The sequence below is a fragment of the Burkholderia sp. BCC0419 genome, from assembly GCF_902830285.1.
Taxonomy (GTDB): Bacteria; Pseudomonadota; Gammaproteobacteria; order Burkholderiales; family Burkholderiaceae; genus Burkholderia.
Genome location: NZ_CADESR010000003.1, coordinates 227,719 through 250,010 on the forward strand (window position 1 = coordinate 227,719; position 22,292 = coordinate 250,010).

Below are 22,292 nucleotides of genomic sequence, written 5' to 3' on the forward strand. Positions count from 1 at the left end.
TGCCAATGTACGAATATGCATGTTCCGGCTGCGGCGTATTCGACGTGCGCCGCACGGTCTCCGAACGAGATGTTCCTGCATGCTGCCCACGATGCGGAGAACATGCGCCGCGTGTCAGGCTGACGCTCCCGTCGACATTCCGGTCGAATCATGACGCTTCGCACGACGGCGATGGTGGCGCGTATCTAACGCCTCGATTCGATTGCCATTGCTGCAGGCCGTAGTCTTTGATCGTTTTTACATCGCCCACCCCGTTGGCAAAGCGGTTGATCGGACTCGAAAACTTGGCCGGAACGAAGGGGCCGAGGATCGGACGACGAAGCTTCAGACTTGCATCTCTTGTTCCCACCAGCCGCGGGTGTTCACGTCAGCAGCGTCGGCGAGCGCTTCCAGCTCGGCGATTTCGTCGGTGGTCAGCGTGATGCTGCTGGCTCGAACCAGACCATCGACATGATCGGGCCTGGTCACGCCGATGATCGGTGTCGTTCCCTTGGCGATAGCCCAGGCCGTCGCGACATCGGGCGCTGCTGCACCCCGCTTCCGACCGATTGCGGCGAGTGTGTCCGTCAGCGCTTTCAGCCGAGGCAGCATGCGATTGTATGTCTGCGCCCGGTTGCTGCCTTCCGGCAAAGGATGCGCCGGACCGTACTTGCCACTCAGGGCGCCCTGTTCAAGCACCATATAGGCGAAGAACCGGATGCCGCGATTGCGGCAATAGTCCAGGATGCCGGCGCGCTCGGAATCGCGGTAAAGGAGACTGTAGTGGTTTTGGATGGCGTCGACCCGAAACCCGGCTTCTCCGAGAATCCGGTCAGCGTGTTCGATTTCGCTCAGGTTGTGATTCGAGACGCCGACATGTTTGACCTTCCCGCTCTTCAGCAACGGAATCAGGTGCGGCGTCCACCGCGCCACATCGGCCGGATTGTGAATCCAGTAGAGGTCGATGTAATCCGTACCGAGGTGGGCCAGACTCTGCTCCAGCATGTCCGCCACCGGATCGGCGCCGGTTCCCGCAGCCTGCGGGGTGAATTTCGTGGAGAGCTGGTAGTCGCTGCGCGCGAAGCGCTTCAGCACTTCGCCGAGGACAGTCTCTGAACGGCCCATGCCGTACACCATGGCGGTGTCCCAGAGGCTGAATCCGGCCGCATGGGCCTTGTCGGCGACCGCTTCCAGGCCAGCCTGAGTGAGGCGACTGCCGAAGTAGCCATCGCCAGCCTCGCCGCTGTCGCCCCAGGCCCACGTACCCAGTGCGATCGTGGGGGTCTTCAGATTATCGGTTGTCATGTGAGCTCCATATTCGTTTAGCGACCGGGTTTGCCGTGCCCCGGCCGCCACCAACACTGTGATGCACGGCGCCGCCGAGCTGTGAGCCTGATATCCCGAGATTGCTGCACGATCCTCCAGAAACAGGCTCGCGTTGCAGCCCTTCCGCGCACATGCAATAGTCGCACGCATGGAAACATTGACCGAAATCGCTTCCGTGATTGCCCGGCACGTCTCGACGGATGGCTTCCAGGCCACTCCGATCGACCGCATGACGCTCGTTCGCTCCTCCACAAATACCTCTTACGCTCCTTGCTTTTCGATGTAACCCGCCGACACAAGAAAGCGAATTCGATCCAAGTCAAACTTGTTCAGCGCTTGTTTCGAGTCGTAGACCATGCCGGGATGCCGACGGTTTGCGAAGCAAAGATGTCGCTTCACCGGTGCTAACATGCGTCGATCGAAAGCGACTCCGCGCAAACTACGCATGAGCAAGACGACCACCCCGACCAAATCGCGCCCGACCCGCAGCGACGCACAGCGGCAGGCGATTCTCGATGCCGCATCGTTGCTGTTCATCGAGAAAGGATTCGGCGGCACCAACATCAACGATATTGCCGACGCAGTCGGCATGACGCGCACGGCGCTGTATTACTACTTCCCCAGCAAGGAATCGATGCTGGAAGCGTTGACGCGGGAAGTCACCGAACGTGCCAGCGATCTGACGAAGGAAGTCGCGCAACGCGCGGAGCTGCCGCCCGACGAGGGGCTTCGGCAACTAATCCTCGGCCACGCCGGGCTGATCCTCACGCATCCGCTGCAGTTCCGTGTCGCCGAGCGCAGCGAAAGCAGCCTGCCGGACGCGCAGCGCAACGCTGCCCAGACAGCGCGGCGCGCCGTGCGAGACGATTTCGTGAACGTCATCCGGCGCGGCATCGAGCAAGGCGTCTTCCACGCGGTCGACGCCGATGTCGCGGCCTTCTCCATCATCGGCATGTGCAACTGGTGCGCGTGGTGGTTCGACGCTCGCCGGCACACGTCCGTCGACGCGGTCGCCGAACTCATCGCGTCGCTCGGCCTGCGCATGCTTCGCGTCGAAGACGTCGCCGACGGCACCCGGCCTCCCGCCACGCGCGCCGACGTCCGTCGCGCGCTGGCCGGCATGCACGAAGCGCTGGCCACCCTCGAAAGCAGTCTGCACGGCAAGGACTGACGCGCCCGGCCGCTCACCGTTCGCGTCCGAATCGGCGTTTACACTTACGTCAAAAAATTGACGTTACTGTCAAATCTACCTAGCATTGGCACATGGTCAATGTCAGGAGCGCACACGCGCGATTCGTCCGATGAACGGTTTACCTTCCTCCAGCAAGCCGGCCGCCCAAGCCACCGCGGGCTTTCTCAACACCGACTGGAACCCGCGCGACGTGCCGCCTGGCACGGTCACGACCAACGTCGTGCTGCGCACCGCCGACCAGGCGGCCACCGGCGGTTCCCTGTACCGCCCGTCGACGGCGACGGACACCGTGGTATGCGTGATGCATCCGCGCGAGTTCATGGCCTGCCATTACCTGATTCCGGATATCGTGGGCGCCGGCTACGCCGCGTGGTCGCAGTCGCCGCGCTCGGTCGGCAACGACCTGCGGCTGGAGCACGAATTCGCGCTGCACGACGTGGCCGCCGGGCTGCAATACCTGCGCGCGGCGGGCTTTCGGCGCATCGTGCTGCTCGGCAATTCGGGCGGCGCGGGACTGTATGCGCTGTACGTACAGCAGTCCGCGCTGCCCGGCGCGCAGCGCATCGCGCGCACGCCGGGCGGCCGCCCGACGCAACTGGCCGAGCTCGACATGCCTGCCGTCGACGGCTTCGTGCTGGTCGGTCCGCACCCCGGACAGGGCGCGCTACTGCTCAACTGCATCGATCCGAGCGTCACGGACGAGAACGATCCGCTGTCCGTCGATCCGTCGCTCGATCCGCTGTCGCCGGCCAACGGCTACGCGGGCAAAGGCAACACCCGCTATAGCGCCGAATTCGTCGAACGGTACCGTGCCGCCCAACGGGCACGCGTGGCGCGCCTCGACGCACACGCCCGAACGCTGATCGCGCGCCGGCAGGATGCTCGCCGGCGGGTGAAGGAAAACGGCGCAAACGGCATCGACGTCACGCCGGAAGACCGGCGCGTCGCCGCCCACACGCCGATCTTCAACGTCTGGCGCACGGACGCCGACCTGCGCTGCTTCGATCTCGGCCTCGATGCGTCGGACCGCAAATTCGGCTCGCTGTGGGGCGCCGACCCGTACGCGTCCAATTACGGCGCGGTCGGATTCGCGCGGCAGTGCACGCCGGAAAGCTGGCTGTCGACGTGGTCGGCGCTGTCGTCCAACGCATCGCTGGCCAGCACCGCGCCTTCGATCGTCCAGCCCGCGCTCGTCATTGAATACACCGGCGACCAGGCGTGCTTTCCGGGCGACGTGCAACGCATCGTCGATGCGATCGCGTCGCCGTCCAAACGCCACCACCGCGTACGCGGCGATCACCATGGCCGCGCATTGACCGCAGACGAAGCACCCGGGCGGCTCGAGGCCGGCCGCCTGCTCGCGCAATGGTTGCGCGAACAATTTTCGCGCTGACCGGGCCGCCTGCGTTCCCGGCCCCTTCATCGCCATCACGACCCTTCACGGACGACACGACTCATGCCTGCTCACCCCCTTCCCCCGCTGACGCTGCACGGCGTCGACCACACGGCGCGCCCCACCTGGCGACTGCGCGAAACCGTCGAGTTCTATCGCGACAAGCTCGGGCTGCCGCTCGTACACGTGATTTCCGCACGAGGCTGGGGACCGGCGACACACCCGGACTTCCTGCATTTCTTCTTCGACAGCGGCAACGGCAGCACCATCGCGTTTTTCTATTACCTCGGCAGCGACGAGCCGGCCGAGATGGCGGCGCGAGCATCCGCCCGCCCGCTGCCGGACGACCACGTCGCCGACGCCACGCATACCGCGTGGCTCGTCGACGGCCCGGACGCGCTGCGCGCCTGGAAACGGCATCTCGATGCGCAAGGGCTGGACGTGTCGGTGGAAACCCGGCACGAAGTGATCGAATCCGTCTACGTGCGCGACCCCAACGGCTACTTCGTCGAGTTCACGCACAAGCTGCGTCCGCTGGCGGCCGTCGATGCGACCGACGCGCAGCTCACACTCGAAGCGGCGATGACGCTGGAAGACGCAGCCCGCGCGGCCGGACGCCCGCTGGATAGCGTCGACGCGATCTGGAACCGCAAGGCGGAACTGGTGGCCGAACGCGGCGACGCCGCCACCGCACCGGTGCGTATCTCGGTTCCCCGCGTAGCGGAATTCGCGCCGCTGGTACGCGCCGCGCTGCAGCATCCCGATTGCCGCGTGCACGAAGGTAAGGAATACGATTCAATCGAAGCCGACGGCCCGATAGAATTCGAGCGCCGGGCGCTCGGCTTCAAGCCCGCGCTCTGGTACGGCATGCTGACCGGCGGCCTGCACGGGCGCATCGAGCGGTTCGACCGCGACGTCCTGCGCATCGCGCCGGTACGGTCCTGAGCCGCGACGGGAGGAGACATGATGGAGATTCGAATCGAACAGCCGATTACCGGTGTCGTCTACCCCGGCCGCGTCAGGGCGGAAGCCGCACTGGCCAACGGCGCGTGGATCGGCAGCACCGTCGGCGACGCGTTGCGCGCCACCGCGCAGCGCCACCCGGAACGCATCGCGTTTATCGGTCACGACCGCACGATCGGCTTCGCCGAACTCGACGAGGCCACCGAGCGCCTCGGCGCCGCGCTGCTCGCGCTGGGCCTCGCGCCCGGCGACCGCGCGATCTTTCAACTCGGCACCACGGTGGAGACCACGATCGCGCTGCTCGCCTGCTTCAAGGCCGGCATCGTGCCGGTATGCTCGCTGCCGCAGCATCGCGAGGTCGAAATCGGTCAGCTCGCGCAACTGTCCGGCGCACGCGGCTACTTCGTGCAGGCGGATTTCAGCACCCGCTTCGACTTGCCCGCCTTCGCCGAATCGATGGCGGCGCGTCATCCGTCGCTCGCGCATCGGGTGATCGTGCGCGGCGAACGCACCGGCGCGGCCGGCATGCAGGCGCTGATCGACGACATGCCGCTCGCCCAGGCCCGCGAACGTCTCGCACGCGTGTCGATCGGCCTGTCGGACGTACTCAGCTTCCAGCTCTCCGGCGGCACCACCGGCGTCCCCAAGATCATCCCGCGGTTTCACGCCGAGTATCTCGGTCACTCGGCAGGCTGGATGCGGCGCTATCGCGTCGACGCCAACAGCCGGCTGATCTGGTCGCTGCCGCTGATACACAACGCCGGCCAACTCTACGCGCTGATTCCGGCCGTGCTCATCGGCGTGCCGGTCGTCCTGATGCCGCAGGTCGACATTCCGCTGATGCTCGATCTGATCGGCAGGCACCGCATCACGCATGCGCTGTCGATCGGCCCGATCGCGCCGCAACTGATGGCCTACCCGGATATCGCGCGTCACGACCTGTCGTCGCTCGAGCTGTTCTCGACGCTGAGCCGCGCCGATACGCTCGAGGCTCATCTCGGCGTGCCGTGCTCGAACCTGTACGGCATCACGGAGGGTCTGCTGCTCGGCTCGCCGGCCGATGCGCCGGCCGAGGTGCGCCATCGGACACAAGGGCGCTCCGGTTGCGCCGACGACGAGATCCGTCTGCTGGAACCCGGCTCGGAGCAGCCCGTCGCGCCCGGCCAGATAGGCGAACTGTGCTTTCGCGGGCCGTCCACGCTGACCGGATACTTCGCGAACGACGAGGCCAACGAGCAATCCTTCACGTCCGACGGCTTCTACCGCACCGGGGACATGGCCACGGCGCACGCAATGGACGGCGCGCTGTACTACACGTTCGAAGGGCGCTTGCGCGACAACATCAACCGCGGCGGCGAAAAGATCGGCTGCGAGGAAGTCGAAAGCCACGTCAGCCAGCATCCGTCGGTCGCCGACGCCAAGCTGGTGCCGATGCCCGACCCGTTCTACGGCGAAAAAGGCTGCATCTTCATCATCCCCCGCCCGGGCATGCAGGCGCCCGACGTACAGGCGCTCGGGCAATTCCTCGTCGAACGCGGGCTGGCCCGGTACAAGTGCCCCGAGCGGGTCGAGGTGGTCGACGCATTTCCCGTCACGCGCGTCGGCAAGGTCGACAAGCCGGCGATGAAACGGCTCATCGGCGACATCCTCGCGCAGGAGGCCGGACAATGAGCGCGCCCGCACCGATCGAATACCTGCTCGGCGAACGACCGCTCACGGTGCGCCGGCGGGTGAAATGGGGCGAATGCGATCCGGCCGGCGTGGTGTATACCGCGACCTTCGCCGACTACGTGATCTGCGCGGCCGAACTGTTCTACGGGGCGCTGCTCGGCGGTACGCCGCAGCGTGCGAAGCGCGCACTCGGCTTCGGCACGCCGAGCCGGGCGCTGTCGTTCGATTTCATCGGTTCGCTGTGGCCCGACGACGAATTCGACATGACCGTGCAAGTGGCGGACGTACGCCACCGCTCGTACGTGCTGGACATCGTGGCCCGCACGCCGCAGGGCTCGGCCGTCTTCAACGCACGCCTGACGCCCGTATGCGTCGCGCACGACGAGCGCAGGTCGATCGATATCCCGCCCGCTTTCCGCCAGGCGTTGCTGGACTACCAGCGCGACTGTGCCGAAGCCGCTTCGAGTTCATTCATCCAGGACGACGCATCATGAAAATCGACATCGTCGGTGCCGGCCCGGCCGGCATGTATTTCGCACTGCTTATAAAAAAGCACGATCGCTCCCATCGAATCACGATTTACGAACAGAACCCGCAGGGCGCGACCTACGGCTGGGGCGTGGTGTTCTCCGATATCGGGCTGTCGTTCCTGAAGGAAGCCGATCCGGCGTTTTTCGACGAGTTCATCGCGCATCACGAACGTTGCAACTACATGGAAATCGTTCACCGTGGCACGCACGTGCAGGTCCACGGCAATCATTTCTCGCGCACGTCGCGCATCGACATGCTGCGGGTCCTGCAGCACGCCTGCGAACGCGAAGGGATCCGGATCGAATACGGCCAGCGCATCGAGGATGCGCGCGCTCTCGCGTCCGACTGCGACTTGCTGGTGGCGGCCGACGGCGGCAACAGCGCGATACGCACCCAGTTGGCCGAACACTTCCGCCCGCAGTTCGTCCGGCGCCGCAACAAGTTCGCGTGGTACGGCACGCACCAGCGCTTTCATCCGGTTTCGCTGATCTTTCGCGAAACCCCGCACGGCGTGTTCATCGCGCACTGCTACCAGTACGGCCCCGACCTGTCGACCTTCCTGATCGAAACGGACCCCGACACATGGCAGCGCGCCGGGCTCGACCACGCCAGCGAGGACGAAAGCCGCCGCTTCTGCGCCGATGTGTTCCGCCCCGAGCTCGGCAGCAACGAACTGCTGACCAACCGCTCGCTCTGGTTCGAAGCCAACATCGTCAGCAATGCGAACTGGCATCACGACAACATCGTGTTGCTCGGCGACGCATTGCGCACGGTGCACTTCTCGCTCGGCTCCGGCACCCGCATGGCGATGCAGGACGCGATCGCGCTGCACCGTGCCGTAGCGGCGACGCCCGGCGACCTGCCGGCTGCGTTCGCCGCTTTCGAGGCCGAGCGTCGGCCCGCGTCGTCCAGCTTCCAGGGCGCGGCGGCAAAGAGCCTCGACTGGTACGAGAACGTCGCCGGCAAGCTGCATCTCGACCCGGTCAGCTTCGCCTACGACTACATGTGCCGCACCGAAAAGGTCACTCACGACGACCTCAGGCAACGCGACCCGCTGTTCGTCGATGCCTACGACGCACTGCGGACCAGTGCCCTTTAAAGGACTGCACCATGACCACCACCACCGTCAATGTCGTCGACGTCATCGGCCGCAGCCGTCTCGGCGCCTTGCAGTATCTCGTACTCGGTCTGTGCACGCTGTGCCTCGTGATCGATGGTTACGACGTGCAGGCGATCGGCTATGTCGCGCCGGCCATCATCAAGCAGTGGGGCATCGCCCGGGCCGATCTCGGACAGGTGTTCGGCGCGGGCCTGGTCGGCATGACGATCGGCGCACTGCTGCTCGGCCCCGTCGCGGACCGCATCGGTCGCCGTCCGGTGCTGATCGGCGCGATGCTCTGTCTGGCCGCGTGCACGTATGCGACGGCGCAAGCCGGCTCGGTGCCGCAGTTGCTGCTGTTGCGCTTCGCGGCCGGGCTGAGCATGGGCGCGATCATTCCCAACGCGGTCGCGCTCGCGGGCGAGTTCAGCCCGGCGCGCATTCGCGTCACGACGATGATGATCATCTCGTCCGGATTCATCGTCGGCGGTGCGATCGGCGGCGCCATTGCCGCGGCGATGATTCCGGCGTTCGGCTGGCAGTCGGTGTTTATCGCCGGCGCGGCAGCCCCGCTGCTGGTGGCCCTCGTGATGATCGCGGGCATGCCGGAATCGCCGCAATTCATGGCGATGCAGCAGCGCGGCCGGGACCGCGTCCGGGCGCTGTTGCGGCGCATCGATCCCGCACTCGCGATCGATGCGCACGTCGAATTCGTCGTGCCCGACAAGAAGACGAGCGGCGTGCCGTTCGTGCATCTGTTCCGCCATGCGCTCGGCACCGGCACCGTGCTGCTGTGGATCCTGAATTTCACGAACCTGCTCGCCGCCTACTTTCTCGCGAACTGGCTGCCGATGATCATGAACGGCGCGGGCCACGCCACGTCGCAGGCCGTGCTCGCCGGCATGATCTTCTGGGTCGGCGGCATCGCCGGCAACCTGCTGCTCGGCTGGCTCGTCGACCGGTACGGCTTCGGACCGACGCTGGCGCTGACCTTCGTCGGCTCGGCGCTGGCCGTTGCCGCGATCGGTCAGGTGGCCGGTTCGCTGGCGACCGCATTCGTCGCGATCGCGATCGCCGGCTTCTGCGTGCTCGGCGGGCAAACCGCGCTGAATGCGCTGGCCGCCGTGTATTACCCGACCGCGCTGCGCTCCACCGGCATGAGCTGGGCGCTCGGCGTGGGCCGGCTCGGCTCGATCCTCGGCCCCGTGATCGGCGGCGAGCTGGTGCGATTGCACTGGCCGTCCTCCAGCCTGCTCGTCGCCGCGGCCGTGCCGTGCGTCGCGGCGCTACTCGCGATTCTCGCCTTCTGGCGCGCCGGCAACCTGCCGGCGCCGGCGCACGCGGTCGAACCGGCGCCGGGCGACGCCGCCTCCCGCATCTGATACCCCACACCGCAAGAAAAGGACTATGCCGTGACCAGACACTTCCGTATCGGGCAGATCGTGCCCAGCTCCAACACGACGATGGAAACCGAGATTCCCGCGATGCTCCGCGCTCGCGAGGCGGTCCGTCCCGACGCGCGTTTCACCTTCCATTCGAGCCGCATGCGCATGCACAAGGTCACGAAGGAGGAACTGGCCGCGATGAACAGAGAAGGCCTGCGCTGTGCCGCCGAACTGGCCGACGCGCGCGTGGACGTGATGAGCACCGCGTGCCTCGTCGCGATCATGGCGATGGGCCTCGGCTATCACCGCGAGACCGAGCGGGAACTGACCGAGGTCGCGCGAGCCAACCATTGCCTGGCCCCGGTCATGACGTCGGCCGGCGCGCTGGTGGACGGGCTGAAGACGCTGGGCGCCCGCCGCATCGCGCTGATGGCGCCATACATGAAGCCGCTGACCGACCTGGTCGTCCAGTACATCGAGCACGAGGGCATCGAGGTCGTCGATGCGATCTGTTTCGAGATTCCCGACAACCTCGAAGTCGGCAGGCGCGACCCGTTGCAATTGCTGGACGACGTCAAACGCCTGGATACCACCGGCGCCGACGTGATCGTCGCCTCCGCTTGCGTGCAGATGCCGTCGCTGCCCGCCGTGCAACGCATCGAGGATGCGACCGGGATTCCGACGGTCTCCACCGCGGTGTGTACCGTCCGCCGGATGCTCGACCATCTGGGCCTGGAACCCGCGATCCCCGGTGCGGGCGCCCTGCTGCAGGCACGCTGACCCGTCGCAAGCCGGCATTCCGGCCGGCATGAACCCGGGCGCGTCTCCCCGGTGAGTCACGATCGATCCGGACAGATCGTCCGGAACAAATTCAATTGTACTAATTTATTGACATGAGCAGCCACACGGAATGCGGGTGACGAACGCGCAGCCAAACCAGACATATTTCAAACAAGGCGTTGCAGCGCCGAAATGGAGACAGGACCGTCATGAAGATCAAATGGAGCGCCGCCGCGTTGGCCGCGGCGTCGGGGCTCGCATACGGGCAAAGCAGCGTCACGCTCTACGGTATCGTCGATACCGGCGTGTCGTATTACAACCACGCGACCGCGCACGGTGGATCGTGGGTCGGCATGCCCGTTCTGACCGGCGAATTACCGTCCCGCTTCGGCTTCAGGGGTAGCGAAGACCTCGGCGGCGGCTACCGTGCGTTCTTCGTGCTCGAATCGGGTTTCCAGCCCGGCACCGGCGCACTGAATTACGGCGGCCGCCTGTTCGGCCGGCAGGCGAACGTCGGGATCGGCAGCGATGTCGGTACACTGACGCTCGGCCGGCAGATGAACATGACCACGTACGCGCTGGCGAAGGCCGACGTGCTCGGGCCGTCGATTCATTCGCTGTACGTGTTCGACGGGTATCTGCCGAACGCGCGCAGCGACAATGCGATCGGCTATCTCGGCCGTTTCCGCGACATCACCGTCGGAGCGACATACAGCTTCGGGCGCGATGCGGCGGGCCCCGCCGGCCCGGGCGCGACGAATTGCGCCGGGCAGGTGGCGGGAGACATCCTGGCGTGCCGGCAATACACGGCGCTCGTCGCCTACGACACCGCGCGCTTCGGCGTGGCGGCGTCCTACGACGTGATGCGCGGCGGCACCGGCGCTTCCGCGCCATTGAACCGAAACACGTATACCGCGACGCGCAATATCGTCGACGGCTATCTGGTCGCGGGCCCGGTCAAGATCGGTCTCGGCTGGATACGCAACAACATGGCAGCCGCCACCCACCTGCAATCGGACATCTTCTTCGCCGGCGCAACGTATTCGATCACGCCGGCCTTCTCCGTCGATGCCCAGGGCGTCCGCTACCTTCAGCGCGGCCGGGACGAAGGGACCCACGGCGCGAACTCGACGCTGCTCGCCGCGCGTGCGAACTACGCGTTGTCGAAGCGCACGATCGCGTATACGTCGCTCGGCTACATGTTCAACAGCAAGCTCGCTGCCAACCCGGTTGCCGCAGGCGGAACGGTCGGGACCGGGATGAACCAGCTCGGCGCCATGGTCGGCCTTCAGCAGAAGTTCTGACGCCGATGCGCGCGCGAGCGCGTGTCGGCGGGCCAGCTTCGACAAGCCATCCGCGATCGTGGAGAAGCACTATCGGCGCCTGAGGCCGGCCCAATTTCCATCCCGATCTTAGTTGGAGAATTCCGACTCTTCGGGGCGGGCCGAATCGGCCCGATCGGTGCACTGGCGGGCGAATTCCGCCGTCGCAACGCGTGGCTGGCGACTCAAGCCGCGCCGAACGCCGCCTTGACGCGCTGTGGCGTCATCGGCAAATCACGCACGCGGCCGCCTGTCGCTGCGGCTACCGCATTAGCGAGCGCCGCCGCGGCGGGGCCCACCGAGAACTCTCCCGCACCTAGCGACGGCATCTCCGGTCTGTCGATCAGCACGATGTCGACCGGCGGCACGTCCTCGAACGTAAAGATCGGATAGTCGGCCCAGCCGCGCGTCGTGATCTCGCGCCGGTCGAAATTCACGCGCTCCTTGAGCGACCAGCTGAGCGCCTGCAGCGCACCGCCCTCGATCTGGTTTTTCGCGCCATCGGGGTTGATGACACGACCGAGATCGGCCGCAATGGTGACGCGCGTGATCTTCACCACACCGCTCTCGCGCTCCACGTCTACGTCGACGACCACCGCCGCATACGCCTGAATGCTCTTGTAGCGCGAATAGGCGAGACCGCGCCCGCGCCCCGGCGGCAACTTCTCGTCCACGCGCCAGTTCGCCTTCGCGAGCGCCGCATCGAGCACGGCGAGCGCGCGCGGATCGGTCAGATGCCTGCGTCGGAACGTCGCGGGATCGACATTCGCGATGAGCGCGAGTTCGTCCATGAACGACTCGATCGCGAAGATGTTGCCGAACGCGCCGAGTGTGCGCAGCGAACTCGTGCGAATCGGCGAATCGAGCAGCAGATGATTGACGACGCGCTGCCGTGGCAACGCATACACCGACACCGCATTGCGATCGCCGTTACCGTACGGTTGAGGAATGCGCAGGAACGGGGACGGCGTGAAAGGCTTGTACAGATGCCATGCCGCGAGCAGATTGATGCCGCCGTGCTGACCCGGACGCGCCGCATGCGTGTTGCTCCATACGTCGTACTGCCAGTCGGCGATGCGGCCTTGCGGCGTCAATGCGGCGCGGATGCGCATGGACATGGCCGGACTGATCGGCGCCCACGCAAACTCATCGTCGCGCATCCATTGCAGCTTCACGGGCCGGCCCGCGACCGCGCGGGCGAGGAGCGCCGCATCGAGCGCCACGTCGTCCGCGCCGTTGTGGCCGTAGCAGCCCGAACCCGGCACGTGCACCACATCGACAGAATCGACGGGCATGCCGAGCACCGTCGCAAGATCGCCGCGCAGCGGATACGCCCCCTGTGTGTGCGACCACACTGTCATGTGCGCGCCCTTGAACCAGGCGACCGCACAGGAAGGTCCGATCGACGCCTGCGACAGATAAGGCCGAGAATAATTTGCCTCGATCCAGCGAACATCCGAGGGAACCGGTACGTCCTGACCGGTTGCCGCCGCGACCATGTCTTCGCTGTGCCAGCTGCGCAGCGCAGCCGGCAATGCGTCGACATCGGGAAGATCGGCGTGGGCATCGCTCCAGCGGGCGGTATTCGCGAGCACTGCACGCGCGGCGATTGCCTGTTCTTCGCGTCCGGCGGCGAGCGCGAGAAAGTCCCCGTCGCGGACCACTACGACGACGCCCGGCATCGACCGCGCTCTCGCGAGATCGACATCGATCAGATTGGCGCCCGCGCGAGGCGGCCGCACGACGCGACCGAACAACATGCCGGGCAAGCGCATGTCCTGCACGAAGGCAGCCTCGCCCGTGAACTTTGCCGGCAGATCGATGCGCGCAATGGAACGGCCAATCAACCGGTAGTCGGCGGGCCGCTTGAGGGGCGCATCGGCTGTCACCGCGCCCTCCAGCAGCGATCTTGCGCCGCGCGCGAGATCGCCGTAGCGTACGGTGCGGCCATCAGGCGCGTAGATTACGCCGGCACGAACAGTGAGCCCGTCCGCTGGAACGCCGAGTTGCCGTGCCGCAGTGCCGACGAGCACCGCGCGCGCCTGCGCGCTGGCAGCCTGTAATGCCGCACCGCTTTGTTCGACGGACTGACTGCCATATGTATAGCCCTCGTTCGGGCCTCGCGACGTGTCGGCAGAAACGATCGATACGCTCGCAAAGTCGACGTCCATTTGTTCCGCGGCGATTTGCGCCAGCGCGGTCAGGATGCCCTGTCCGAGTTCAGCCTTGCCGGTGAACACGGTCACATGCCCTCGTTCGTCGACGCGAATCCAGCCGTCGAGTCGCGGGTTCTCACGAAAGCTGACCGGCAGGGGCGCCTTCTGCACGGTCTGCAGAGGCGTTTGCGCACGCGCAGCAAACGGCGCAAGGGAGAACAGCGCCACCAACGCGCCCGCCTGTTGACCGAAGCGGCGGCGCGGCGCTGAAAATTCCGGGGATCGCATTGTTCTAGCTTTCATGAACGCATCGCCTCCGCGGCGCGCAGCACGGCGCGCACGATCCGATTGTGCGCGCCGCAACGACACTTCTGGCCCGCCAGTGCGCTGCGCACGGCCGTCTCGTCTGCGTGCGGGTCCGCGTCCAGCAATGCCTTGGCCGCCATGAGCATGCCGCTCGAACAGTAGCCGCACTGCGCCGCCTGTTCGTCGAGGAAGGCCTGCTGCAACGGGTGCAAATGCCCTGGCGAACCGAGCCCCTCGACGGTCGTGACCGACTGCCCGCGCAACGCGCCGACCGGAAATACGCACGACCGCACCGGCGTCTCGCCGAGCATGACCGTACACGCGCCGCATTGCGCCTGTCCGCAGCCGAACTTGGCGCCGTTCAGCCCCAGATCATTGCGTAGTACATAAAGCAGAGGTGTGTCGGGCGACGCGGGGACGGTGCGCCGTTGCCGGTTCACCAGCAGCGAAATCGTCATCTGAATACTCCAGTGGTACAGCAGAAAACACGACGGCCGCGCCAGTGGCGCATTCGGGATCAGGCGGCTTCCGTCGATGGCTTGCGCGTCGGCGCGAGGCGGCGCTCGCGCGACATGGCGTACAACATCACGGCCGACAGGAGCGCCGGGACGGCCGCCGCGCAGAACAGTTGCTGCGCGCTCCAGTGCAGTTGCATCAGCGCGCCCGCCACGATCGGTCCGACGATCGACCCGGCGCGGCCGATGCCGAGGCTCCAGCCGACCCCGGTCGCGCGCAGCGTCACCGGATAGAGCGCCGCGGAAAGCGCGTTGTTCGCGGGTTGTCCGCCGACGATCGTGAAACCACTCGCCGCGACGACCGCCAGCAGCATCGCGAGCGAGACAGCGGCGACGTGGCTGATGGACAGGATCGTGACGGTCGCGACCAGATACGCCGGTACGAGCACGCGAAAGAAGCCCCAACGGTCGATCAGCGGCCCCATGACGAGCGTGCCGATCACGCCGCCGACCTGCAATGTCGTGCCGATGACAGCCGCCTCGGCGAGGCCGTAGCCGAAGTCGATTGCCAGGGTCGGCAGCCAGTTCGCCAGGAAGAACAGGTTCAGCAGGTTCATGAAGTTGACGCCCCACACAAGCACCGTGACGCGTGCTCGACCGTCGGCGAAGAGCGCGGCGACGGCGTTTCCGTCGTGGGTGCGCGCCGGCGCGATGAAGCGCGTGTGCGCAGCCACGTGTACGGCAGGCGCGACGCGTTGCAACAACACGCCGATACGTTCGGCATGTGCACCGCGCGCGATCAGGAATTGCATCGACTCGGGCAGTGCAAACATCATCGCCGCGGCGATCAGCAGCGGCACCGCACCGCCGAGCGCAAACACCGCGCGCCAGCCGGCAAGCGGAATCAATACCGCCGACACGACGCCGCCGAACGCCGCGCCGAGCGTGAAGCCGCACGACACCCACATCGTCAACGTCGCGCGCTTGCGCGCCGGGCTGTACTCGCTCACGAGCGCAACGGCGTTTCCCATGATTCCGCCGAGGCCGCAGCCGGTCAGGAAGCGCAATGCGAGCAGATGCGCGAGCGAGCCCGCGAACGCGGTTGTGATCATCATCGCGCCGACGAACGCCGTGCAGCCGAGCAGCACGGGGCGACGACCGACGCGATCAGCGAGGGGCCCCATCGCGAGCGCGCCGATCAGCATGCCGACGAGGCTCGCGCCGAATACCGGCCCCATCGCCGCGCGCGACACGTGCCACGATGCGATCAACGCCGGTGCGACGAAACCCATCGACTGCACGTCGTATCCGTCGATCACCACGCACAGTGCGATCAATGCCATCAGCCGCTTCTGGAAAGCGCCGATGGGCTGCGCGTCGATGGTGGCCGCGACGTCGATTGCGTCCGGCTTTTGCGCGTATATGCTCATGCAAGACCAAACAATCGGCGTGCGTTGTCCCGGCCGATCTTGCGCCGGTCGTTCTCGCTGATTTCGCAGCGATCGAACCAGCGCGCCGCGTCCTCGTGCTTCTCGAACGGGTAGTCGACCGAGTACATGATCCGGTCGCTGCCGACCTCGAGCATCGTCGAAAGAAGGGTCGGCGTACGGAAATTGCCGCTTGTCGTGATGTACACGTTCTCGCGCAGGTAGTCGCCGATCTCACGTTCGCACGGCATGCCGCGGCGGCCTTTGCGCAGGATGTGATCGACGCGCCAGACGTTGAACGGGATGCCTTCGCCGAAATGTCCGAGGATCATCTGCAACCGCGGATGACGGTCGAAGAGCCCGCTCGACAGCAAGCGCAGCGCATGCATGCTGGTTTCCGCCGCGAATGCCCACGTCGGCCCGGTCAACCAGTGCGCGCCGTCGAACACCTTCGCGTGCGCCAGAAGAGGATCGCGCGGATGCATGTAGAACGGCCGGTTCAGCGCAGCGGCGCGCGCCCAGAATCCATCGAAGCGCGGATCGTCGTAGTAGACGGCCGTGTCCGTGTCGCCGACCTGCGAAAAACCGTTGACGAGAAAGCCGTGAAACCCCAGCTCGTTCACGCAGCGTTCGAGTTCCCGAGCGGCGAGTTCGGGATCCTGCATCGGCAACGCGGCAAAGCCGCCGAAGCGCGTCGGGTGACGGCCGATCTGTTCGGCGAGAACGTCGTTGGCGCGGCGCGCGACATCGTTGGCGCGGCCGGCATCCGGAATCGCCTGCACCGCTGGCGAATTCAACGACAGGATCGAATACGCGGTGCCCCACTCTTCCATCTGCTCGAGGCGCTGCTGCTCGAAGTCGAGCAGGTTTGCGCGCAGCGTCGTCCATACCTCCGGACGCGCATAGACCTGCGAATCGCCGATGGTCTGCTCGATGGCGAAGTGTTCTTCCAGCGCGATCTTGTCTTTCATGGCATGCGTCCACGGAAATTTACTTGAAAAATCATCTAAACTGCTGGCGAGTATATACTTGATTTTTCAACTATGCACTGGGGACTACCCGAACGGCATCACGCTGGACCAGCTCATTTCTCGCTTAATCAAGACAGGATATCCGTGAGAACAGCCGCACCGGAGACGGCAGTATATACTTGAGCCTTCAACTATTAAGTCGCCTGATGGACATGAAGAAACCGAACCCGCCGCTCATCGAACACGATCTCGAACGCGCCATTCCGTACCTGGTCGCGCGCGCGGGCAGCCGGATGGGCAGTTCGTTCTCGAAAGTGCTGCGCGGCTACGGTCTGTCGCTTAGCGAATGGCGCGTGTGCGCGTCCCTCGGTCATCGCCCGCATCAACGCCTGTCGGAGCTGGTCGACCGTGCCTGCGTCGACATGTCGGCGCTGTCGCGGATCGTCGATCGCCTCATCGCGCAAGGCTTGGTGCTGCGCGAGAAAAGTTCGTCGGACGGGCGAGCCGTGCAGCTATCGCTCACCGCCGAGGGCGCGAAGCTGACACGCAAGATCGTGCCGCTCGCGAAGCACTTCGAGGTCACGGCGCTGAACTGCTTCAGTCAGGTGGAAATCGACTTTCTGCGCGATCTGCTGGAGCGCCTGTATGCGAACGCCGAGTCGCTCGAGCATTTCACCGAGGTTCCGATGGAAACGGCTGCAGAGTCGAACCGGTAGCCTCGACTTCCCCGCGAACGCCGCCCGCGCTCACTGCCCGCGTCTTCAGAAGCAGTGCGTGCGATATGACGATTGCCGTCGACGAATGTCCGGACAGGCGCTTGAACGCGTTACTGAATGCGCTTACGGACGAATAGCCGAGTGACGGCACTCATCGCATGCGTCATCGGCCGTCAGCATCGGCTGCGCCACGGGCCATCGCGCACGCCCGCAATCGGTACAGGCACTTTCGCATCAGGCTGACATGGCGCTCTATCGCGCGAAGCGCGAAAGGTCGAACTCGGGGTTGTTGCGCGGAAGCTGAACCGTTCGTAGGCTCGGCGTGATCGGCTCCGGTCGAATCAAGATTTTCCAACGAGCGCCACCCATACCGAGATCACCCCGGCGGCGCTCGTTCATCACGAACTGACACGAAAAGTCGGCGCCGCCTCCCTACCGCCCCAAAATCCGCTCCACCAACCTCACGAAATAACTCGCGCCCACCGGCAGCAACGCATCGTTGAAGTCATAACTGGCGTTATGCAGCAGGCAAGGCCCGCCGCCATGCCCATTCACGCGATGATCGCCCACTCCATTCCCGAGGAACGCATAGCAACCCGGCTTCTCGCGCAGCATGAACGAGAAATCCTCCGCCGCCATGGTCGGATCGACGGCCGCGTTCACATGCGCGTCGCCCACCAGCTCGCGCATCACCGCCACCGCCACCGCTGTCTGTTCGACGTCGTTCACGGTAGCCGGATACTGGCGCTGGAAATCCACCTCGCTGTCGCAGTCGAAGGCCGCGGCCGTCGCGGCCACCACGGCGCGCATGCGCGTCTCGATCAGGTCGAGCGTCGCATCGGAGAAGGTCCGCACCGTGCCGCCGAGCCAGGCATCGGTCGGCACCACGGTCATCGCCTCGCCCGCATGCACCTGCGTGACCGACAGCACCGCGCCGTCGATCGGATTACGGTTGCGCGTGACGATCCCCTGCAGGGCGCTCAGCACCTGCCCCGCCGCGAACACCGGATCGCGGCCCAGGTGCGGCATGGCCGCGTGGCAGCCGGCACCGCGCAAGTCGATCCGGAACAGGCTGGTCGAGGCCATCAGCGGCCCCGGCCGCACCGCGAAATCGCCGGCCGCGATGCCGGGCCAGTTGTGCAGCCCGAACACGGCATCCACCGGGAAACGCTCGAACAGGCCGTCCTCGATCATCGCGCGCGCGCCGCCGCCCGACTCCTCGGCCGGCTGGAAGAACAACTGCACGGTGCCGTCGAACTCGCCATGCCGCGCCAGATGGCGCGCGGCCCCCAGCAGCATGGCGGTGTGCCCGTCGTGGCCGCACGCGTGCATCGCACCGGCCACCGTCGAACGATGCGCGAAGGTGTTGGCCTCCTGCACGGGCAGCGCATCCATGTCGGCGCGCAGGCCGATCGCACGCGCGCTGCCGCCGCGCTTCAAGGTGCCGACCACGCCGGTGCGGCCGACGCCACGCGTGACGGCATAACCCCATTGCTCGAGCCGCTCGGCGACGAGTTCAGCGGTGCGGAACACGTCGTAGCCCACCTCGGGATGGGCATGGATATCACGGCGTATCGCCGTCAGTTCGTCGGCGTGCGCGACGATGGAATCGATCAGTTTCATGCGGATGGGAACGCGCTTGTCGGTCGTCGCGGCACGGCGGCGGGCCGGTCCATGCCGCCCGCCGCCGTGCCGCGAGAGGAGAGATCAGATATGGAACAGCTGCGCCACCAGGGTCGCGCCGATGAAGGTGCCGGCATTGGCCACGAAGGACACCAGCACGATGCGCCAGCCGAGCCGGCGGAAGGCCGGGATGTCCTTGGCGATCGACAGCCCCGCGAACACCAGCATCGGCGTGGTCACCCCGAGGAAATCGTTGTGCGAGCTGAGCGCGGCGATCTGCGACGCCCACGGGCACCACGGCGAGGTCAGGAACATCGCCACCACCGATACCCAGCAGACCGCCGGAATCCGCCGCCCCGTCACGCGCGCCAGCGCATCGCCGACGATCGTCGCGCACACCATGATCGCGATTCCCGGCAGTCCCGCCAGCGGTGTGGTGCCGTGGGCGATCCAGTCGCACACCAGCGCCATCGCGGCCGTCACGATCCAGGCCAGCAGCTTGCCGCTGTAGCCGAGCGCGGGCGCCTCGGTCCGCACTTCGCCCAGCGACGGGCTGGCCGCTTCGGGCTGCGCCGACGCCTTGGTGGTGCGGCCGATCAGCGGCTCCAGCACGCGATAGCCCCAGACCGCGAGCGGCAGCGAGATGAACAGCGTGAAGTAGGTACCGATGGTGGTGGTGATCAGGTTGCTGGCCGCGGCGAAGGCGAGCACCGATTTCGCCGTCTCTGGGTCCTGCTGCGCGGCGATCGCGCCCGAGGCGGCCGCCATCATGCTGCCCGAGCCGACGCCCGAACCCATCGCCAGCGCGAGCGGATCGAAGATGCCGAGGCTGCTCACGAAACCCGCGAACACGGCGATGAACACCGCACCGAACACGGTGCCGGTCAGGTACTCGGCCAGCACGCCGCGGCCCTCGGCCGAATCCATGCCGTACTTCTCGCCGATGATCGCCAGGCTCGGCTCGCGGCCCACCGAGAAGGTTGCGCCAATCGCCTCGCGCTTGATGCCGAGCAGCAACGCGAGCGGCAGGCCGAGCAGGATGGTGCCGACGAAATGGCCGAATTCCTGGAAGGCCAGTGCCCAGCCCGCCGATGCCAGCTTGGGCAGCGCGCTACCCACCATCAGCCCGAGCTTGGAGACGAACAGCAGCAGCGCCGGCTGCAGGATCGCGGCCGCGAAGAACTGGTCGGGCACGCTCAGGCGCGCGCTGCTGTTCCAGCGCGCGCTGGCCAGCCCCACCGCGGCGCCGAGCAGCAGCGCCCAGATCATCGGCAGCAGCACGACCTTGCCCGGTCCGAGCTTGAACGTGAACGAGCCGATCCATTCGGCGACCAGCAGGATGCCGGCCGCGTAAAGCAGGACCTTGGCGGTGGCTGCGCCGCCAAGCTCGCGGCGCTCGATACCCAGTGCGTGTTCCATGACGAGTCTCCCCTTGAAGCCCGGCTGCCGTCGAATGCGGGCCGGTAGTTACAGATAACCGAACGCGGTGGGCGGCGCTTCGGCCGTCTCGACCCACACGCTCTTGGTCTGCGTGTATTCGTACAGCGCCTCGACCCCGCTCGAGCGGCCGTAGCCGCTCATGCCGTAGCCGCCGAACGGGGAAGCCACGTTGATGGTCTTGTAGCCGTTGACCCAGAAGGTGCCGGCATTCACCTGCGCGGCCACGCGATGCGCGCGCGCCACGTCGGTGGTCCAGGCCGCGCCGGCCAGGCCGAAGTCGGTGTCGTTGGCGATCGCGATCGCCTCCTCCTCGGTGTCGAACGGGATGGCGGCCACCACCGGCCCGAAGATCTCGGTGCGCGCCACCTCCATCGCGTTCGACACGCCGGCCAGCACGGTGGGCGCCACGAAGTAGCCGCCGCGGCCCTCCCCGACGCGCTCGGCCGAGCCGCAGGCAAGCGTGGCGCCAGCCTCCACCCCGCGCGCGATCATCGACATCACGTGGTCGTACTGCTTGCGATTGTTGATCGGGCCCACCTCGGTCGCATCATCAAGGGGCGCGCCGACACGGATCTTCTTCGCCCCGGCAGCCACCATCGCGACGAATTCGTCGTAGACGGCGCGCTGCACCAGCAGACGCGAGCCGGCCACGCAGCTCTGGCCCGCGCCGGCGAAGATCGCCGCCTGGGCGGTCAGCGCGGCGCGCTTGAGGTCCGCATCGGCGAACACGATATTGGCCGACTTGCCGCCCAGCTCCAGCACGCAGGGCAGCACGCGGCGCGCGGCGGCCTCGGCGATGCGCGCGCCGGTGGCCGGCGAGCCGACGAACACCACCTTGCTCACCACGCGATGCGCGATCGCGGCCTGCCCGGCGGTGTGACCGAAGCCGGCCAGCACGTTGACCAGGCCGCGCGGCAGCCCGGCCCGCTCGCCGAGCCTGGCGACCGCCAGCGAGGTGAAGGGCGTCAGCTCCGAGGGCTTGAGCAGCACGCCGTTGCCCATCGCCACCGCGGGCGCCACCTGCCAGCCGCAGGTGAACACCGGCGCGTTCCAGGGCGTGATCTGCAGCACCACGCCGGCCGGCTCGCGGCGCGTGTAGTTGAGGTGCGAGGTCGGCACCGGGATCACGCTGCCGTAGAACTTGTCGGTCCAGCCCGCGTAGTACTCGAACATCTCGGCGACCTTGGCCACCTCGCCCCGGCAGTCGCGGATCGGCTTGCCCGAGCCCAGCGCCTCCAGCCGCGCGATCGCCTCGGCCTCGGCGCGGATCGCACGCGCCACCTCCTGCATCACGCGGCCGCGCGCGGCATGCGTGAGCGCCCACCATTCGCGCTGCGCGCGGCGCGCGCTTTCGGCGGCATGGTCGATCACGGCTGCGCCGGCGTCGCGATAGGCGAGCGTGGCCTCGCCCGTCGCCGCATCGTCAAGCTGGATCGTGTCGCCCTGGCCGGCGACGAGCTCGCCGTCGATATACGAGCCGATCGTGGCGGCACCGGGGAAGAAATGCGCGAAGGCGGCGAGCAACTGGTCTGCGTGCTGGGTCATGTCGGGTTTCCG

General features: G+C 66.5%; 20 protein-coding genes. 11 read left to right on the plus strand and 9 right to left on the minus strand.

Annotated elements, in window-relative coordinates:
- Window positions 1–5: 5 nt before the first annotated feature.
- The gene (locus tag HWW87_RS19260; RefSeq protein ID WP_244107306.1) at window positions 6–224 is read left to right on the plus strand and encodes an FmdB family zinc ribbon protein; all 219 of its coding nucleotides are present in this window, start codon (window positions 6–8) and stop codon (window positions 222–224) included.
- 100 nt (window positions 225–324) lie between these two features.
- Here HWW87_RS19260 and HWW87_RS19265 read toward each other — a convergent pair whose 3' ends face one another.
- Together HWW87_RS19265 and HWW87_RS19270 are read right to left on the minus strand one after the other, a co-directional pair.
- Complete coding sequence (locus HWW87_RS19265; RefSeq protein ID WP_175821679.1) at window positions 325–1,284, minus strand: aldo/keto reductase; 960 nt, start codon at window positions 1,282–1,284, stop codon at window positions 325–327.
- A 282-nt stretch (window positions 1,285–1,566) separates the two neighbouring features.
- Window positions 1,567–1,842, minus strand: a complete 276-nt coding sequence (locus HWW87_RS19270; RefSeq protein WP_175821523.1) for a hypothetical protein — start codon at window positions 1,840–1,842, stop codon at window positions 1,567–1,569.
- Here HWW87_RS19270 and HWW87_RS19275 point away from each other — a divergent pair.
- From HWW87_RS19275 to HWW87_RS19315, 9 genes are all read left to right on the plus strand, one after another.
- Entirely contained in the window at window positions 1,832–2,476 is a 645-nt protein-coding gene (locus HWW87_RS19275; RefSeq protein ID WP_244107307.1) for a TetR/AcrR family transcriptional regulator, read from the plus strand. The genes HWW87_RS19270 and HWW87_RS19275 overlap by 11 nt on opposite strands.
- A gap of 130 nt (window positions 2,477–2,606) precedes the next feature.
- A complete protein-coding gene (locus tag HWW87_RS19280; RefSeq protein WP_175821680.1) occupies window positions 2,607–3,890 on the plus strand; it encodes an alpha/beta hydrolase in 1,284 nt (427 codons plus the stop codon).
- A 63-nt stretch (window positions 3,891–3,953) separates the two neighbouring features.
- Window positions 3,954–4,835 carry a VOC family protein gene (locus HWW87_RS19285; RefSeq protein ID WP_175821681.1) on the plus strand — a complete coding sequence of 294 codons (882 nt, stop codon included), beginning with the start codon at window positions 3,954–3,956 and terminating at the stop codon, window positions 4,833–4,835.
- 21 nt (window positions 4,836–4,856) lie between these two features.
- Entirely contained in the window at window positions 4,857–6,524 is a 1,668-nt protein-coding gene (locus HWW87_RS19290; RefSeq protein ID WP_175821682.1) for an AMP-binding protein, read from the plus strand.
- Window positions 6,521–7,018 (plus strand): thioesterase family protein, encoded by a 498-nt coding sequence (locus HWW87_RS19295; RefSeq protein WP_175821683.1) that lies wholly within the window; start codon window positions 6,521–6,523, stop codon window positions 7,016–7,018. Before HWW87_RS19290 ends, HWW87_RS19295 begins: the two co-directional genes overlap by 4 nt.
- Complete coding sequence (locus HWW87_RS19300) at window positions 7,015–8,154, plus strand: FAD-dependent monooxygenase (RefSeq protein WP_175821684.1); 1,140 nt, start codon at window positions 7,015–7,017, stop codon at window positions 8,152–8,154. The genes HWW87_RS19295 and HWW87_RS19300 overlap by 4 nt, the downstream gene beginning before the upstream one ends.
- Before the next feature lie 11 nt (window positions 8,155–8,165).
- A complete protein-coding gene (locus tag HWW87_RS19305) occupies window positions 8,166–9,536 on the plus strand; it encodes an MFS transporter (RefSeq protein WP_175821685.1) in 1,371 nt (456 codons plus the stop codon).
- Window positions 9,537–9,566: 30 nt separating this feature from the next.
- The gene (locus HWW87_RS19310) at window positions 9,567–10,319 is read left to right on the plus strand and encodes an Asp/Glu racemase (protein ID WP_279608031.1); all 753 of its coding nucleotides are present in this window, start codon (window positions 9,567–9,569) and stop codon (window positions 10,317–10,319) included.
- A gap of 209 nt (window positions 10,320–10,528) precedes the next feature.
- Window positions 10,529–11,623 (plus strand): porin, encoded by a 1,095-nt coding sequence (locus HWW87_RS19315; RefSeq protein ID WP_175821686.1) that lies wholly within the window; start codon window positions 10,529–10,531, stop codon window positions 11,621–11,623.
- A 203-nt stretch (window positions 11,624–11,826) separates the two neighbouring features.
- Here HWW87_RS19315 and HWW87_RS19320 read toward each other — a convergent pair whose 3' ends face one another.
- Genes HWW87_RS19320 through HWW87_RS19335 form a run of 4 tightly spaced genes read right to left on the minus strand, consistent with a single transcriptional unit; the run spans window position 11,827 to window position 16,956 of the window.
- On the minus strand, window positions 11,827–14,100 hold the full coding sequence (locus HWW87_RS19320; protein ID WP_175821687.1) for a molybdopterin cofactor-binding domain-containing protein: 2,274 nt from the start codon (window positions 14,098–14,100) through the stop codon (window positions 11,827–11,829).
- Window positions 14,097–14,561, minus strand: coding sequence for a (2Fe-2S)-binding protein (locus tag HWW87_RS19325; RefSeq protein ID WP_175821688.1), 465 nt, complete (start codon window positions 14,559–14,561; stop codon window positions 14,097–14,099). The genes HWW87_RS19320 and HWW87_RS19325 overlap by 4 nt, the downstream gene beginning before the upstream one ends.
- A 59-nt stretch (window positions 14,562–14,620) precedes the next feature.
- Window positions 14,621–15,988: an MFS transporter gene (locus tag HWW87_RS19330; protein ID WP_175821689.1), complete on the minus strand. Its 1,368-nt coding sequence runs from the start codon at window positions 15,986–15,988 to the stop codon at window positions 14,621–14,623.
- Entirely contained in the window at window positions 15,985–16,956 is a 972-nt protein-coding gene (locus tag HWW87_RS19335; protein ID WP_175821690.1) for an amidohydrolase family protein, read from the minus strand. Before HWW87_RS19335 ends, HWW87_RS19330 begins: the two co-directional genes overlap by 4 nt.
- Window positions 16,957–17,162: 206 nt before the next feature.
- On the opposite strand from HWW87_RS19335, the gene HWW87_RS19340 reads away from it, so the two are divergent.
- Window positions 17,163–17,672, plus strand: coding sequence for a MarR family transcriptional regulator (locus tag HWW87_RS19340; RefSeq protein ID WP_174387530.1), 510 nt, complete (start codon window positions 17,163–17,165; stop codon window positions 17,670–17,672).
- A 432-nt stretch (window positions 17,673–18,104) separates the two neighbouring features.
- Here HWW87_RS19340 and HWW87_RS19350 read toward each other — a convergent pair whose 3' ends face one another.
- The 3 genes from HWW87_RS19350 to HWW87_RS19360 all read right to left on the minus strand — a co-directional run bounded on the left by HWW87_RS19350 (window position 18,105) and on the right by HWW87_RS19360 (window position 22,280).
- A complete protein-coding gene (locus HWW87_RS19350) occupies window positions 18,105–19,295 on the minus strand; it encodes a M20 aminoacylase family protein (RefSeq protein ID WP_175821691.1) in 1,191 nt (396 codons plus the stop codon).
- An 84-nt stretch (window positions 19,296–19,379) separates the two neighbouring features.
- Entirely contained in the window at window positions 19,380–20,714 is a 1,335-nt protein-coding gene (locus tag HWW87_RS19355) for a DUF3100 domain-containing protein (protein WP_175821692.1), read from the minus strand.
- 48 nt (window positions 20,715–20,762) lie between these two features.
- The gene (locus tag HWW87_RS19360; RefSeq protein ID WP_175821693.1) at window positions 20,763–22,280 is read right to left on the minus strand and encodes an aldehyde dehydrogenase family protein; all 1,518 of its coding nucleotides are present in this window, start codon (window positions 22,278–22,280) and stop codon (window positions 20,763–20,765) included.
- Window positions 22,281–22,292 lie beyond the last annotated feature (12 nt).

Bases quoted from the DNA above. Each gene is read 5' to 3' on its own strand.
- HWW87_RS19315 (WP_175821686.1), top strand. From the start codon at position 10,529: ATGAAGATCAAATGGAGCGCCGCCGCGTTGGCCGCGGCGTCGGGGCTC.
- HWW87_RS19280 (WP_175821680.1), top strand. From the start codon at position 2,607: ATGAACGGTTTACCTTCCTCCAGCAAGCCGGCCGCCCAAGCCACCGCG.
- HWW87_RS19330 (WP_175821689.1), bottom strand. From the start codon at position 15,988: ATGAGCATATACGCGCAAAAGCCGGACGCAATCGACGTCGCGGCCACC.
- HWW87_RS19290 (WP_175821682.1), top strand. From the start codon at position 4,857: ATGGAGATTCGAATCGAACAGCCGATTACCGGTGTCGTCTACCCCGGC.
- HWW87_RS19295 (WP_175821683.1), top strand. From the start codon at position 6,521: ATGAGCGCGCCCGCACCGATCGAATACCTGCTCGGCGAACGACCGCTC.
- HWW87_RS19285 (WP_175821681.1), top strand. From the start codon at position 3,954: ATGCCTGCTCACCCCCTTCCCCCGCTGACGCTGCACGGCGTCGACCAC.
- HWW87_RS19260 (WP_244107306.1), top strand. From the start codon at position 6: ATGTACGAATATGCATGTTCCGGCTGCGGCGTATTCGACGTGCGCCGC.
- HWW87_RS19320 (WP_175821687.1), bottom strand. From the start codon at position 14,100: ATGAAAGCTAGAACAATGCGATCCCCGGAATTTTCAGCGCCGCGCCGC.
- HWW87_RS19355 (WP_175821692.1), bottom strand. From the start codon at position 20,714: ATGGAACACGCACTGGGTATCGAGCGCCGCGAGCTTGGCGGCGCAGCC.
- HWW87_RS19360 (WP_175821693.1), bottom strand. From the start codon at position 22,280: ATGACCCAGCACGCAGACCAGTTGCTCGCCGCCTTCGCGCATTTCTTC.
- HWW87_RS19340 (WP_174387530.1), top strand. From the start codon at position 17,163: ATGGACATGAAGAAACCGAACCCGCCGCTCATCGAACACGATCTCGAA.
- HWW87_RS19305 (WP_175821685.1), top strand. From the start codon at position 8,166: ATGACCACCACCACCGTCAATGTCGTCGACGTCATCGGCCGCAGCCGT.
- HWW87_RS19335 (WP_175821690.1), bottom strand. From the start codon at position 16,956: ATGAAAGACAAGATCGCGCTGGAAGAACACTTCGCCATCGAGCAGACC.
- HWW87_RS19325 (WP_175821688.1), bottom strand. From the start codon at position 14,561: ATGACGATTTCGCTGCTGGTGAACCGGCAACGGCGCACCGTCCCCGCG.
- HWW87_RS19265 (WP_175821679.1), bottom strand. From the start codon at position 1,284: ATGACAACCGATAATCTGAAGACCCCCACGATCGCACTGGGTACGTGG.
- HWW87_RS19270 (WP_175821523.1), bottom strand. From the start codon at position 1,842: ATGAACAGCAACGATGCGGCATCGAGAATCGCCTGCCGCTGTGCGTCG.
- HWW87_RS19350 (WP_175821691.1), bottom strand. From the start codon at position 19,295: ATGAAACTGATCGATTCCATCGTCGCGCACGCCGACGAACTGACGGCG.
- HWW87_RS19300 (WP_175821684.1), top strand. From the start codon at position 7,015: ATGAAAATCGACATCGTCGGTGCCGGCCCGGCCGGCATGTATTTCGCA.